At 66.7% G+C, this 13,750-nt stretch carries 13 protein-coding genes; 2 read left to right on the top strand and 11 right to left on the bottom strand.

The features are described 5' to 3' along the window. Nucleotides 1-124: 124 nt before the first annotated feature. From DID99_RS14090 to DID99_RS14070, 5 genes are all read right to left on the bottom strand, one after another. Nucleotides 125-643 (bottom strand): DUF1993 family protein, encoded by a 519-nt coding sequence (locus tag DID99_RS14090; RefSeq protein WP_124487766.1) that lies wholly within the window; start codon nt 641-643, stop codon nt 125-127. Between the two features lie 182 nt (nt 644-825). Beyond that, nucleotides 826-1,455 (bottom strand): riboflavin synthase, encoded by a 630-nt coding sequence (locus tag DID99_RS14085; RefSeq protein ID WP_124571033.1) that lies wholly within the window; start codon nt 1,453-1,455, stop codon nt 826-828. Between the two features lie 14 nt (nt 1,456-1,469). Continuing rightward, a complete protein-coding gene (ribD, locus tag DID99_RS14080; protein WP_124666957.1) occupies nt 1,470-2,591 on the bottom strand; it encodes a bifunctional diaminohydroxyphosphoribosylaminopyrimidine deaminase/5-amino-6-(5-phosphoribosylamino)uracil reductase RibD in 1,122 nt (373 codons plus the stop codon). 15 nt (nt 2,592-2,606) lie between these two features. Continuing rightward, nucleotides 2,607-3,890, bottom strand: coding sequence for a glutamate-1-semialdehyde 2,1-aminomutase (gene hemL / locus DID99_RS14075; RefSeq protein ID WP_059680798.1), 1,284 nt, complete (start codon nt 3,888-3,890; stop codon nt 2,607-2,609). 174 nt (nt 3,891-4,064) lie between these two features. Further along, nucleotides 4,065-4,517 carry a hypothetical protein gene (locus DID99_RS14070; protein ID WP_124487770.1) on the bottom strand — a complete coding sequence of 151 codons (453 nt, stop codon included), beginning with the start codon at nt 4,515-4,517 and terminating at the stop codon, nt 4,065-4,067. Between the two features lie 247 nt (nt 4,518-4,764). Between DID99_RS14070 and DID99_RS14065 the strand changes: the two genes are divergently transcribed. Next, the gene (locus DID99_RS14065) at nt 4,765-5,982 is read left to right on the top strand and encodes a Bcr/CflA family multidrug efflux MFS transporter (protein ID WP_124487771.1); all 1,218 of its coding nucleotides are present in this window, start codon (nt 4,765-4,767) and stop codon (nt 5,980-5,982) included. Between the two features lie 20 nt (nt 5,983-6,002). Here the strand turns inward: DID99_RS14065 and DID99_RS14060 are convergent, their stop codons facing one another. From DID99_RS14060 to zwf, 6 genes are all read right to left on the bottom strand, one after another. Continuing rightward, a complete protein-coding gene (locus tag DID99_RS14060) occupies nt 6,003-6,464 on the bottom strand; it encodes a type VI secretion system amidase immunity protein Tai4 (protein ID WP_124487772.1) in 462 nt (153 codons plus the stop codon). A 73-nt stretch (nt 6,465-6,537) separates the two neighbouring features. Further along, nucleotides 6,538-6,894: a DUF1493 family protein gene (locus DID99_RS14055; protein ID WP_124487773.1), complete on the bottom strand. Its 357-nt coding sequence runs from the start codon at nt 6,892-6,894 to the stop codon at nt 6,538-6,540. Continuing rightward, on the bottom strand, nt 6,894-7,325 hold the full coding sequence (locus DID99_RS14050) for an STM2901 family protein (RefSeq protein WP_124487774.1): 432 nt from the start codon (nt 7,323-7,325) through the stop codon (nt 6,894-6,896). The genes DID99_RS14055 and DID99_RS14050 overlap by 1 nt, the downstream gene beginning before the upstream one ends. 574 nt (nt 7,326-7,899) lie before the next feature. Then, the gene (locus tag DID99_RS14045; protein WP_124571031.1) at nt 7,900-9,828 is read right to left on the bottom strand and encodes a bifunctional transcriptional regulator/glucokinase; all 1,929 of its coding nucleotides are present in this window, start codon (nt 9,826-9,828) and stop codon (nt 7,900-7,902) included. Next, the gene (gene pgl, locus DID99_RS14040; protein ID WP_124666956.1) at nt 9,806-10,486 is read right to left on the bottom strand and encodes a 6-phosphogluconolactonase; all 681 of its coding nucleotides are present in this window, start codon (nt 10,484-10,486) and stop codon (nt 9,806-9,808) included. Before pgl ends, DID99_RS14045 begins: the two co-directional genes overlap by 23 nt. Before the next feature lie 86 nt (nt 10,487-10,572). Further along, nucleotides 10,573-12,042 carry a glucose-6-phosphate dehydrogenase gene (gene zwf, locus DID99_RS14035; protein WP_124487777.1) on the bottom strand — a complete coding sequence of 490 codons (1,470 nt, stop codon included), beginning with the start codon at nt 12,040-12,042 and terminating at the stop codon, nt 10,573-10,575. Nucleotides 12,043-12,474: 432 nt separating this feature from the next. Here zwf and DID99_RS14030 point away from each other — a divergent pair, with 432 nt between their 5' ends. Beyond that, nucleotides 12,475-13,722 (top strand): ABC transporter substrate-binding protein, encoded by a 1,248-nt coding sequence (locus DID99_RS14030; protein WP_124521642.1) that lies wholly within the window; start codon nt 12,475-12,477, stop codon nt 13,720-13,722. Nucleotides 13,723-13,750 lie beyond the last annotated feature (28 nt).

The following is a 13,750-nucleotide window of genomic DNA, read 5'->3' as shown; positions in this document are numbered from 1 at the left end:
GGCTGCGCGCGGCCGGCGAGCGCGCCGAAACGCGGCGCGACCGGCCTGCGAGGCGGGCCTGCCCGGGCCGCCGCGGCCCGCCCGATGTCAGGCAGCCGCAGGCTGGCCGGGGCCCCGCCGTGCGTCACGCGTGGTCGTTGCGGCCGCCGAGGTAGTCGAGCTTGCCGAGTTCGACGCCGCTGTGACGCAGGATGTCGTACGCCGTCGTCACGTGGAAGAAGAAGTTGGGCAGCACGAAGTTCAGCAGGTACGACTGCCCGGTGAACTCGATCGGACCGACACGCATCTTGAGCACGACCTGGCGTTCTTCGCTGCCGTCGATCTGCGCGGCGTCGAAGCCTTTCAGGTAGTCGATCGTCTTCTGGATGCGCGCATGCAGTTCGTCGAACGTCTGCTCGACGTCGGGGAAGCTCGGGATGTCGACGCCGGCGAGCCGGGCGGCGCAACCCTTGGCCGTGTCGGTCGCGATGTACACCTGGCGGACGAGCGGCAGCATGTCCGGATAGAGGCGTGCGCCGATGAACACCGACGGGTCGATCTGCTTCTCGGCCGCATGCGCCTGCGCCTTGCCGAGGATGTGCTGCAGGTTGGTCAGGCCGCGGATCAGGACGGGCAGCGAAGCCTGGTACATCGAGATGGACATGGGGACGACTCCTGGAGGAAAAGGGGCAGCCGGTACGCGGCGCACCGTGCGTCGCGGCGCCGAAAACGCTGCCGTTGCATCTTAGCGCGACGGGATGGCGCGTGCGCGTCGTTGGCCATCAGGCCAGGTGCCGCGCCGAGCCGCCAGCCGCCAATCCCTGCCCAGGGGGCGGAACCGCCCGATCAGTCCTGATGCACGCCCTGCGATGCCGACATCATCCGCTCGACATACCGCGCGATCATGTCGATTTCGAGATTGACCTTGTCGCCGGCCGTCACGTGACGCAGCGTCGTGACCTCGACCGTATGCGGGATCAGGTTGATCGAGAATTCGCAGCCGTCGGCGCGATCGTCGACCGTGTTGACGGTCAGGCTCACGCCGTTGACCGTGATCGAGCCCTTGTACGCCAGATAGCGGCCGAGCTCGCGCGGTGCGACGATGCGCAGCTCGTGCGACTCGCCGACCGGCGCGAAGCGCGTCACGGTACCGAGGCCGTCGACGTGGCCCGACACGATGTGCCCGCCGAGGCGGTCGTGCGCGCGCAGCGCCTTCTCGAGGTTCACTTCGCCGGGTTGCGCGAGCCCGACCGTGCGGTTCAGGCTTTCGCGCGACACGTCGACGTCGAATCGGGTGCCGGTCTTGGCGATCACCGTCATGCACGCACCCTGGATCGCGATGCTGTCGCCGAGCGCGACATCGGCGAGGTCGAGCCCGCCGGCCTGTACGGTCAGCCGCACGCCCGCGTCGGGCGACGCGCCGAGCGGGGTGATCGATTCGATGCGGCCGACGGCCGCGACAATTCCGGTAAACATCGTGACGGCTCCGTTCAATGCGTGGCAGGGGGCGGCGCGACACGCGCCAGGATCCGCAGATCGTCGCCGATCCGCTCGACGCTGTGGAACGCGAGCCGCGTGCGGGCGTCGAGGCTCGCCGGTGCGGCGAGGTCGAACATGCCGGCCGCGTCGCTGCCGAGCAGGCTCGGCGCGAGATAGACCAGCAGCTCGTCGACGCACTGCTCGCGCAGCAGCGAGCCGTTCAGCTTGTGGCCGGCCTCGACGTGCAGCTCGTTGACGCCGCGCGCGCCGAGCGCCGCCAGCATCGCGGGCAGGTCGACCTTGCCGTGCGCATTCGCGAGCGGCACGATTTCCGCGCCGCGCGACTTCAGCACGTTCGCGCGCACTTCGCCGGCGGCATCGAGCCGGCCGCAGAAGATCAGCAGCGGCGCGCCTTCGAGCAGGCGCGCATCGAGCGGCAGGTCGAGGCGGCTGTCGACCAGCACGCGCTGCGGCTGGCGCGGCGTGTCGATGCCGCGCACGGTCAGGAGCGGGTTGTCCTCGCGTACGGTGCCGATCCCGGTGAGGATCGCGCACGCGCGCGCGCGCCAGGCGTGGCCGTCGAGGCGCGCGGCCTCGCCGGTGATCCACTGGCTTTCGCCGGACGGCAGCGCGGTGCGTGCATCGAGCGACGCGGCCGTCTTCATCCGCACCCACGGGCGGCCGCGCGTCATCCGCGACACGAAGCCGATGTTCAGTTCGCCCGCTTCATGCGCGAGCAGCCCGCAGCGCACGTCGATGCCCGCGTCGCGCAGCATTCCGAGGCCGCGCCCGGACACCTGAGGATTCGGGTCTTCCATCGCCGCGACGACCTTCGCGACGCGCGCGTCGATCAGCGCGTTCGCGCACGGCGGCGTGCGGCCGAAGTGGCTGCACGGCTCGAGCGTCACGTACACGGTGGCGCCGGCGACGTCGTGGCCGCGCGCGCGCGCGTCCTTCAGCGCCTGCACTTCCGCGTGGTCCTGGCCGGCCGGCTGCGTAAAGCCTTCGCTGATCACGTCGCCGTCCTTGACGATCACGCAGCCGACGCGCGGGTTCGGCGCGGTCGTATACATGCCGCGCGCCGCGAGCGTCAGCGCGCGCTGCATGTGGGCGAAATCGGTATCCGAGAACATGCGTGCGGACCCGGGTCAGGCGGCCAGCGCCGCGAACGCGCGGCGCGCGGCCGCGAGCGTCGCGTCGATCACCGCGTCGTCGTGCGTGCTCGACACGAAGCCGGCCTCGTACGCGGACGGCGCGAAGTACACGCCTTCGTCCAGCATCAGGTGGAAGAAGCGGTTGAAGCGCTCGGTGTCGCTCTTCGTGACTTCCGCGAAGCTGGTCGGCACGCGCTCGGCGAAGTACAGGCCGAACATCGCGCCGATCGAGTCGGCCGCGAACGGCACGCCGGCCGCGCGCGCTTCGGCCGCGAGGCCGTCGGCGAGGCGCTTCGTCTGCGCGGTGAGCGCGTCGTAGAAGCCGGGCGCCTGGATCAGCTGCAGCGTCTTCAGGCCCGCGGCGACCGCGATCGGGTTGCCCGACAGCGTGCCGGCCTGGTACACGCCGCCGAGCGGCGCGAGGTGGGCCATGATGTCGCGGCGGCCGCCGAACGCGGCAGCCGGCATCCCGCCGCCGATCACCTTGCCGAGGCAGGTGAGGTCGGCCGCGATCCCGTAGTACGCCTGCGCGCCGCCGAGCGCGACGCGGAACCCGCACATCACCTCGTCGAAGATCAGCACGGCGCCGTGCTTCGTGCACAGCGCGCGCAGCGCGTTCAGGAACTCGGGCGTGCCGCGCACGAGGTTCATGTTGCCCGCGACGGGCTCGACGATCACCGCGGCGATCTCGTCGCCGAACGCGCCGAACGCTTCTTCCAGCGCGGCGACGTTGTTGTATTCGAGGACGGTCGTGTGCTTCGCGATGTCGGCCGGCACGCCGGCCGACGTCGGGTTGCCGAACGTCAGCAGGCCCGAGCCGGCCTTGACCAGCAGGCTGTCCGCGTGGCCGTGGTAGCAGCCCTCGAACTTGACGATGCGGCTGCGGCCCGTGAAGCCGCGCGCGAGACGCAGCGCGCTCATCGTGGCCTCGGTGCCGCTCGACACCATCCGCACCTGCTCGATCGACGGCACCAGCTTGCAGATTTCCTCGGCGATCTCGATTTCCGCTTCGGTCGGCGCGCCGAACGAGAAGCCGTCGGCGAGCACGTTCTGCACGGCCGACAGCACTTCCGGATGGACGTGGCCGACGATCATCGGGCCCCACGAGCCGATGTAGTCGATGTACTGCTTGCCGTCGGCATCCCAGAAGTACGGGCCTTGCGCGCGCGACACGAAGCGCGGCGTGCCGCCGACCGAACGGAAGGCGCGCACCGGCGAGTTGACGCCGCCCGGGATGGTCTTCTGGGCGCGTTCGAAGAGGATCTGATTGTTGGACATGTGCGAAACCTGCGAGAGAAGGGCGCGGGGGCCTGTGCACGGGCCGCGGCGCCTGAGCGGAACGATCGTCTGATTGTACCGGAGACGCGCCCGGCGGGCCCGCGGCCGGGTCTGCGGCCTTTGCGCGCGTGGGGGATTGGCCGGCGCGAACGGCGCGCGGCCGATCCGGCCCGCTTATCGTGGCGACCGGCGCTTGCCGGTCAGCTCGGCCCAGCGCTTCTCGAGCGGGCCTTCGACCATCGGCTTGATCGACGTGCCGGAGGATTGAGCGTCCCAGGTCTGCACCGAGTACGGATGCGCGCGCAGCGCGTCGCGCGGGATCACGACGTCCTGGTGGGCGTCGACCAGCCAGTCGTAGACGAAATCGATGCACAGCCGGTAGCCGCGCTTCGTCGCCGGGTCGGGCACCTCGTAGGGCGCGCGCGTCACGTAGCCCGAGCCGAACACGCCCTTCGGCTCCTGCGCGACGCGGTGCAGGAACACACGGTCGCCCGGCAGGATGCCGCGCGCGAAGCCGCAGCCCCACACGTCGTGCACGGCATCGCCGGCCTTCACGCGCGCGGCGACGTCGGGCAGCTCGGGCCACGGCCATTTCTTGGGGCTCCAGATCAGCAGGAAGGCGGTCATCGGGTCGGTCGTGCGTCGGATTGATCAGACAAGAGAGGCGGGGAGCAGCAAGCTTAATCGAATCCGCGCGCGGTCTGCCGCGACGCCGGTCATGCGCGCGTGTTCCAGCCTGGCGCGGCAGACCGCGCGCGGCACGCGAAAAAGTTGCGCGTACAATCATGTGCTTGAACGCGCCGCTTGCGGCGTAGCCTCCCGTCTTCACCGCCACGCGTGCCCCGATGCGCGCGGGCCTCCATTGCGGATACCCATGTCCCACGTCGTCCGGCGCCGGCCCGATGCCCGGCTGATCCTGTTGCTCGGCGCGCTCGCGGCTTGCGGGCCGATCGCCACCGACATGTACCTGCCGAGCCTGCCGTCGATCGCCGACGGTTTCTCGGTGAGCCCCGGCGCCGCGCAGCGCACGCTGACGAGCTTCATGGCCGGCTTCTCGATCGGCATGCTGCTGTACGGCCCCTTGTCCGACACATGGGGCCGCCGGCCCGTGCTGCTCGGCGGCATCGCGCTGTTCACGCTCGCGAGCGTCGGCTGCTTCGTGTCGGGCTCGATCGACATGCTGATCCTCGTGCGCTTCCTGCAGGCGCTCGGCGCGGGCGCCGCGTCGGTGCTCGCCCGTGCGATCGCGCGCGACGCGCACGAGCCGACCGATGCGGCGAAGGTGCTGTCGATGGTCGCGATCGTCACCGCGGTCGGGCCGCTGCTCGCGCCGCTGATCGGCGGCCAGATCCTGCGCTTCGCCGGCTGGCGCGGCGTGTTCGTCGTGCTGGCCGCGTTCGGCGCGCTGTGCGCGGCGACCGCGTACCTGCGCGTGCCCGAAACCTGGCCGAAGGAGCGGCGCAAGAGCACGGCCGTGCTCGCGTCGTTCGCGTCGTACGGGCGCATCCTGTCCGATCCGGTCGCGTGGGGGCACATGCTGTGCGGCGGGATGGCGTTCGCGTCGATGTTCTCGTACATCACCGCGACGCCGTTCGTGTACATCGAGTATTTCCACGTGTCGCCGCAGCATTACGGGCTGCTGTTCGGCCTGAACGTCGTCGGGATCATGATCGGCAACTTCGCGAACACGCGGCTCGTCGGCCGCGTCGGCTCGCTGCGCCTCATCGCGACCGCGTCGCTCGTGAGCTGCGTCGCGTCGCTCGCGGTCGCATTCGTCGCGCTGACGGGACTGGGCGGGCTGTGGTCGATCGTCGTGTGCCTGTTCTTCGTCGTCGGCGTGGTCGGGATCCTGTCCGCGAACTGCACGACCGACCTGATGCACCGCTATCCGCACAACGCGGGTGCGTCGGCGGCCGTGTTCGGCGCGATGCAGCTCGCGCTCGGCGCGCTCGCGAGCATCGCGATCGGCGCACTGGCGGACGGCACGCCGTTCGCGATGGGTGTGACGATCGGCGTCTGCGGCGTGCTGTGTTTCGTCGGGCGTTACCTCGTGCTGCGCTGGCATGGCCGGCCGGTGAAAGCGGGGGCTTGAGCGGTGCGGGAGGATCGGCCTCACCTGGAGCGGTCTGACGAGCGATTATCGAGTCGATAGCTGCGCTTCGGGTTGATGACGAACCGTTTGACCTGAGCGTCGAGTTCCTTGCTGTGGTACAGGTCCAGGCATTTCAAAAAATCGAACCCGACGCCTTTGATTTCGGACTCGACGATCGGATTGCGATAGTCGCGTGCAAGAAAACGATTGACTAGCGATTTGCCCGCGTCGGGATTCCGTTCAAGATCGAAGTACGTCCAGTCCATCAGCGCACTCGCGCTGCATCCCGCGTCCATCGCAGCGGACGGTTCATTCCGATACGCGGTCGCGACACACTCGGCGAGCACCATGTCCTTGTAATTCTGGGCGTAGGTTCGGGCGCTGGCTTGTGGCGACGATGTCGTATCTGTTGCATGGCCCGATTGTGCCGCCAACGTCAGTGCCAAAAATATCACACGCTGGAACAGCGGATTTTGTCTCATGGCAGGCTCCAGACGCGTGCACAGATCCAACACATCGCCTAAAAAATAAACCGGTCTATTTGGCGAGGTACGATCAGCGCGGCAGACTTTCCAAGCGCTGATTGTTCCACTCTCCATCCAAAATAGCCTGATAGAGCATGCCTAGAGTCAGTGGCACTTTGTCATATTTTTCTCGGCGTTTTCTGGAGAAAGCCATCCGCGCCACTTCAATCAAGCTGAAGCCCTCTCCTGAGAAGTAGCGATTGAACTCAAAATCTCCAACTTGCACCGGAAACTTATCGAAGAAGCTCTCCATAAACTCGATCGCATCGTCGCCAGTGATATCCAAATCACCCTCGACGGCATGACCTTTTGTGAGAATTTTTTGGGGACTAACACCGGCCTCCCTTCTCACAAAATCCTCAAACTCGTTCCATGTAAATTGGCTCATCAGAACACCTTGTCCTCAGGCTTAACAAGCGCGTTATAGCGCGACACGGAACGAATGCTGATCATCGTGACATCGTTGGCAGCAATGACCCAGCCAACGACAGGAACCGCGCGCCCAACGAAAACCCCGATGTTTCTCACCAGAATGAACCTCAAGCGCTTAACGCTGGCGTTGGTCAGCGTTGGGAGGATCTTCTTCTTCAAATCGTAGTCCAGATACTTGCGACTCAATATCGACGCAACAGAAGTACCCGGCGTGGTACCAAAAGGCTTTGCTCGTGTTGGCATCCAATTTTGACCGGCCACAATGGCAACCACCGCTGCTACATCGTCAACACCAAGCTCCTTGCATGTCTCATCGACAAAGACAAGGAAAAACAGCTCCATCGGCGTGAGATCTCGATGTGTACCAAAGGCATAGGTATTGTTCATTATAGTATTCCTCTCTCAGGCTATCGACGAGGCTGAAACCTCGAAGAGAACGATCCCCTGCCTATCGTCTCGGGTGCTGCCTCCCAGCGAAGGCGGGGGATTTGATCACTTCTGCTTTGCCCGATCGCTGGATATTGGTGGCCACGTTGCCCCCAATCGTTCGCGCAACTTTCTCCGTGGAATTTATCGGCGCATAAATGCGCATTGCTGCTGCCCATGCGGCTGAAAAGCGTGGTCTAGGCATATCCCTCTCCGCAAACTGGATGAACGTGATGCTGTCGATGCCAATCGGGGTTCTGCGAGAAACGCGTCATTTCTCGCGTCGAACCGGGATGGCCGCATCACGCGGAGCGAAGGAAGTTACCGAGCCTGGGCAACTGCTGACAATTGGACTTGTTCGAAAATAGGGGCGTGTACGAACGTATGAGTCACGCGCAGCCCTCGGCAGACGGCATCGTCGATGCCTGCCGGGCCGCTGTGGTGCGGGGCGGTGCCGCACATGTGAAACACCCCGAACGCCGGGCTTGAATCCAGCATTCGGGGTGTCGTGTATCGACGGCGTTTCGCCGAAGCGTCAATCCCGCGCGACGTCCTTCGCCGCCGGTGACGCGCCGTGGCTCAGCCAGTCGAGCACGTCGGCCGTTTCGTCGTCGCTCGCCCGTGCGCGCGCCTGCGCGACGGCCTCCGGCAGCTCGCCGTTGGTCGACGCGCGACGGATCGCGACGCCGACCGCGAGGATGTCGATCATCAGCAGATGCAGGATTCGCGAGATCATCGACAGCTGAGATTCGCGCATCTCGATGTGATCGGTCTCGAGCGCGACGGTCGCGCGCTTCGCGAGCGGCGTGTTGCTCGACGTGATCGCGATCACCTTCGCGCCGGCCTGCATCGCGACCTCCAGCACACGCAGCAGCTCCGGCGCGCGTCCCGACTTCGACACCGCGACGATCACGTCGCCCTTGCCGAGCAGCGCGGCCGATGCGGCCTGCATGTACAGGTCGCCGTACGCAATCGTCGGGATTCCGAAGCGGAAGAACTTGTAGTGCGCGTCCTGCGCGACGATGTTCGAGTTGCCGAGCCCATAGAACTCGATGCGGCGCGCGCCGTTCAGGATCTCGATCGCGTTCTCGACGTGCTCGAAGTTCAGGTGTTCGCGCAGCTGCAGGATCGCGGACACCGTGTTGTCGAGCACCTTCGCGCCGAAGTCGGTGGCCGTGTCGCCGAGATGGACCTGGCTGTGGCTCATCGGAATCGTGCCGGTGAGGCCGGTCGCGAGCTTCAGCTTGAAGTCCGACAGCCCCTGGCAGCCGAGCGAGCGGCAGAAGCGGATCACCGTCGGCTGGCTCACGTCCGCCTTGCGCGCGATGTCGACGATCGGGTCGTTGATGATCGAGCGCGGATGGTTCAGCGCGAGATCGGCGACGCGGCGCTCGGCCGGCGTCAGCGCGTCGCGCATCTGGCGGATCCGCTCGAACACGGCCGACGACGCGCCGCCCGAACGGTTCGACAGCTGCTCCGCGAGGATCGCCGATACCCCGAGGAACGCCGGATATTCGGCGGTGATCAGGTAGGTCGGGATGTTCTGGAGATAGTGCGTGAAGCGGCCCTTCGCCTCGAAGCGTGCGCGGAACGACGAGCGCGTGAACAGTTCGCCGAGCTTCAGCGCGACGCCACCGCCGATGTACACGCCGCCGAGCGCGCCGAGCGTCAGCGCGACGCTGCCCGCGAACGCGCCGAGGATCCCGCAGAAGCATTCGACCGTCTCGAGCGCGAGTGCGTCGCCCGCATGCGCACGCTCGACGATCTCGGCCGTGTCGACGGTCGCGGCGACGCGTTTCTTGTCGCGCGCGGCGAGCGCACGATAGATGATCTCGATGCCGGGCCCCGCGCACACGCGCTCGAACGACACGTGCGGAAACTTCTTGCGCGCGTACTGCAGCACGAGATCCTCGCGCTCGTCCTGCGGCGCGAACGACGCGTGACCACCTTCGCTGCCGAGCGCGATCCAGCGGTCGTCCGCCGGAATCAGGCCGGACACGCCGAGCCCGGTGCCGGGCCCGAGCAGCCCGATCACGCTGTTCTGGCGGCGCGCGCCGCCGCCGATCTGCACGCGCTGCGCATCGGTCAGGCCCGGCAGCGCCATCGCGAGCGCGGTGAAGTCGTTGACGACGAGCAGCGTGTCGAAGCCGAGCGCGCGGCGCGTCGCCTCGATCGAGAAGCTCCAGTCGTGATTGGTCATCGTCACCTGGTCGCCGTCGACCGGGTTCGCGATCGCGATCGCCGCGTGGTTCACGCGGCTGATTTTCACGTCCTTCAGATACTTGCGGATCGCGTCGGTGAGCGTCGGGTAGTCGGCGCCGGGATAGACGCGGATCTGCGTGATCTCGCCGGGGCCGGTTTCCAGCGCGAATCGCGCGTTGGTGCCACCGACGTCCGCGAGCAGGCGCGGGCCGTCGGCATGCTGGCCGGCGACGACAGCCTTACTTTGCGCACCAGTAGACATCGAGCTGGGTCCCCTTGTCGTTGGCCAGTTGGGAAATCGCGTTCTTCTGCAGCGTCGCGGCCGCGGCGTCGAGGACGTCGCGCTTGGCGGGGCCCGCGATCAACAGGAACAGCCGGTCGACGCGCTTCAGCGCATCGAGCGAAAAGCTCACGCGTGCATGCGGCGCGGCGCCGGGATGCACGGCGACGAAGCGCTCGGTCGTCGTGATCGCATGGTCCCATTCGGGCGCGTCCGCGAAGATCGACGCCGTGTGGCCGTCCTCGCCCATGCCGAGCACCGCGACGTTCGGCACGCGGTAGTCGGCGTTGGCATTGAGCGCGGCGACGTGCGCATCGAGCGATGCGCGCGTGTCGACGAGCGGCAGGAAGCGGGCAGGGGCCGCCGCGTGCTGCAGCAGCGTGTCGCGCACGAGGTGCGCGTTGCTGGCCGCATCGTTCTCCGGCACCCAGCGGTCGTCGACCAGCGTGACGTCGACGCCGGCCCAGTCGAGCGCTGCGTGCGACAGCGTGTGCAGGAACGGGCGCGGGCTCGTGCCGCCGGACACCGCGAGCGTCGGGCGCGCGGGGCCGCCGAGCGCGGCGCGCAGCGCATCGCCGACGGCGCGCGCGAGCGCTTCGCTTTGCGCTTCCTGGGTGTCGAAAGCGTGGATCTCGATCACATCTCCTCCGGACTGCTTTGTCTGTTCAATTCGTGCGAATCGTGGGGCACGTTGCCGCGCGCTGGCGCGCACGGCAACGGTTTGCATCAGTTTTCTTCTTCGAGCCAGCAGGTGCCGTGCTGCGCGAGCATCGCGCTCGCCGCGGCCGGCCCCCACGTGCCTGCCGCGTACGGCTTCGGCGGTTTCAGCGAGCGTGCCCATTCGTTCAGGATCGGCTCGACCCAGCGCCACGCGGCTTCCTGCTCGTCACGACGCACGAAGAGGGCGAGGCGGCCGTTGATCACGTCGAGCAGCAGGCGCTGGTACGCCTCCATCTGCCCTTCCTTGAAGAACTGGTCGAACGCGAGGTCGAGGTGCACGCTCGCGAGGTTCATCCCTTCGCCGGGCTGCTTCGCGAGGCAGTACAGGCGAATCGTCTCGTTCGGCTGCAGCCGGATCACGAGGCGGTTCGAACCGGGGCGCAGCGCGGTCGGGCCCAGCGCCGAGTGCGGCACCGGCCGGAAGTTCACGACGATCTCCGCGACGCGGTCGGCCAGACGCTTGCCGGTGCGCAGGAAGAACGGCACGCCGGCCCAGCGCCAGTTCTCGATCTCGACCTTCAGCGCGACGAAGGTTTCGGTCGGGCTGTCGGGTTTCACGCCGGGCTCGGTGGCATAGGCCGGCACCTGTGCGCCCTTGATCACGCCTGCATGATACTGGCCGCGCACCGCGACCTTGCCGATGTCGCGCGGATCGATGGGCTTCAGCGCACGCAGCACGCGCAGCTTTTCGTCGCGCACCGCGTCGGAATCCATCGAGTGCGGCGGCTCCATCGCGACGATCGACAGCAGCTGCAGCAGGTGGTTCTGCACCATGTCGCGCAGTGCGCCCGTATTGTCGTAGAAATCGCCGCGCGCCTCGACGCCGAGCTCCTCGGCGATCGTGATCTGGATGCTCTCGACCCATTCGCGGCGCCACAGCGGCTCGAACAGCGCATTGCCGAAGCGCAGCGCGAGCAGGTTCTGTACCGGCTCCTTCCCGAGATAGTGGTCGATCCGGTAGATCTGGTCTTCCGCGAAGATCTCGCCGACCGCGTCGTTGATCGCGTTCGACGATTTCAGGTCGTAGCCGAGCGGCTTCTCGAGCACGATGCGCGCGCCCTCGTTCAGGCCGACCGACGCGAGCGCCTTGCAGATCGGCACGAACAGCGACGGCCCTGTGGCGAGATAGAACACGCGGATGCCGGACAGCTGCGCGACCGCATCGCGCAGCACGACGTAGTCCTCCGCACGGCCGAGGTCGAGCTTCACGTATTCGATGCGCTCGAGGAAGGATTTCCACACGCTTTCGTCGAACGCCTTGCCGGCCGCCTTCGCCGCATGCGGCTTCACATGCGTGTCGACCCACTCGAGATAGCCGGCCCGATCCGATTCGTGCCGCGCGACGGCAACGATCCGGCCGCTTTCCGCAAGCATGTTGCCGCGGTGCGCTTCGAACAGCGCGGGCAGGATCTTGCGCATCGACAGGTCGCCGGTGCCGCCGAAAAGTACGAAGGTAAAGCTGGAATCGGTATGCATGTGTCTCCGCCGATTGGGGGTGCTGGGAAGCGATCCGTAGTGTGATAAAAATATTTTTGACACTGAATTGTAGTTTAACTACAATCCGCCGCAAGGGGTAGCACCTGGGCGAAGAAAAAAAGAAGCGCGGTCGACGAACTGCGCGAGCTTCGCCTTCGGGAGCGCCTTGTGCCGAATGTTATCGGACATTGACGGTGCGCATCGTCCGCGCATCGTCGCCCCCGGGCTCGCGCCGCGGCATCGCGGCGGGCCAGAAACACAAAGAGGAGACACGCCGTTGAATCTCGATTCACGCTTTCTGTAAGAGCCCGGCCGGTCATCGGCCCCGTACGCTGCAATGCGTCCCGCGGCTCGATTTCCCCGTCGTTTATCAAGAAGCCGGTTCCCCGTCAGGGAACCTCACGAGTTGATTCAGTCTGGAGGAGATAAGTAATGAAAGTTCGCTCGATCATGGGCGCGCTCTGCGCCGCGGGTCTGATGGCTGGCGCCGTGGCGGCGCAGGCGGCCGAGAACGTAACCGTGCTGCACTGGTGGACCTCGGGCGGCGAGTCGAAGGCCGTCGGCGTGCTGAAGGACGACGTGCAGAAGCAGGGTTACGTGTGGAAGGACTTCGCGGTCGCGGGCGGCGCCGGCGCCGCGGCGATGACCGCGCTGAAGACCAAGGTGATCAGCGGCGACGCACCGTCGGCCGCGCAGATCAAGGGCCCGCTGATCCAGGACTGGGCCGACCAGGGCGTGCTCGTCAACATCGATTCCGCCGCCGGCGACTGGAAGCAGAACCTGCCGCCGGAAATCGACAAGATCATCAAGTACAAGGGCCACACCGTCGCCGCGCCGTTCTCGGTGCACCGCGTGAACTGGCTCTATATCAACAAGGCCGCGCTCGACAAGGTCGGCGCGAAGGTGCCGACCACCTGGCCCGAATTCTTCGCGGTGGCCGACAAGCTGAAGGCTGCCGGCATCCAGCCGGTCGCGATGGGCGGCCAGCCGTGGCAGGACCTGACGCTGTGGGAAGACGTCGTGCTGTCGCAGGGTCCGGCGTTCTACAAGAAGGCGCTCGTCGATCTCGACCAGGCCACGCTGACGTCGCCGCAGATGCTGTCGGTGTTCGACACGGTGCGCAAGATCCAGGGCTATTTCGACACGGGCCGCAACGGCCGCGACTGGAACCTCGCGACCGCGATGGTGATCAACGGCAAGGCCGGCATGCAGTTCATGGGCGACTGGGCGAAGGGCGAGTTCGAGAACGCCGGCAAGAAGGCGGGCAAGGACTACATCTGCGCGGCGGTGCCGGGCACCGCGAATTCGTACACGTTCAACGTCGACTCGTTCGTGTTCTTCCAGCAGAAGGGGCAGAAGGACGCGACGCCGGGCCAGGTCGCACTCGCGAAGACGATCATGACGCCGGACTTCCAGGAGCAGTTCAGCCTGCTGAAGGGCTCGGTGCCGGTGCGCCTCGGCGTGAAGATGGACAAGTTCGACGACTGCGCGAAGAAGTCGTATGCCGACGAGCAGACCGCGATCAAGTCGGGCGGCTTCGTGCCGTCGCTCGCGCACGGGATGGCGCAGGGCGATGCAACGGCCGGCGCGATCACCGACGTCGTGACGAAGTTCATGAACTCGCAGCAGGATTCGAAGAGCGCGGTCGCCGCGCTCGCGAAGGCCGCGAAGGTGAAGTAAAGCGCGACAGGCGCCCGGCCGGAAACGC

The organism is Burkholderia sp. Bp8986 (assembly GCF_003854225.1).
Taxonomy (GTDB): domain Bacteria; phylum Pseudomonadota; class Gammaproteobacteria; order Burkholderiales; family Burkholderiaceae; genus Burkholderia.
Note: the sequence above shows the minus strand (reverse complement) of the source record. Positions and strands in the feature narration are given on the sequence as shown.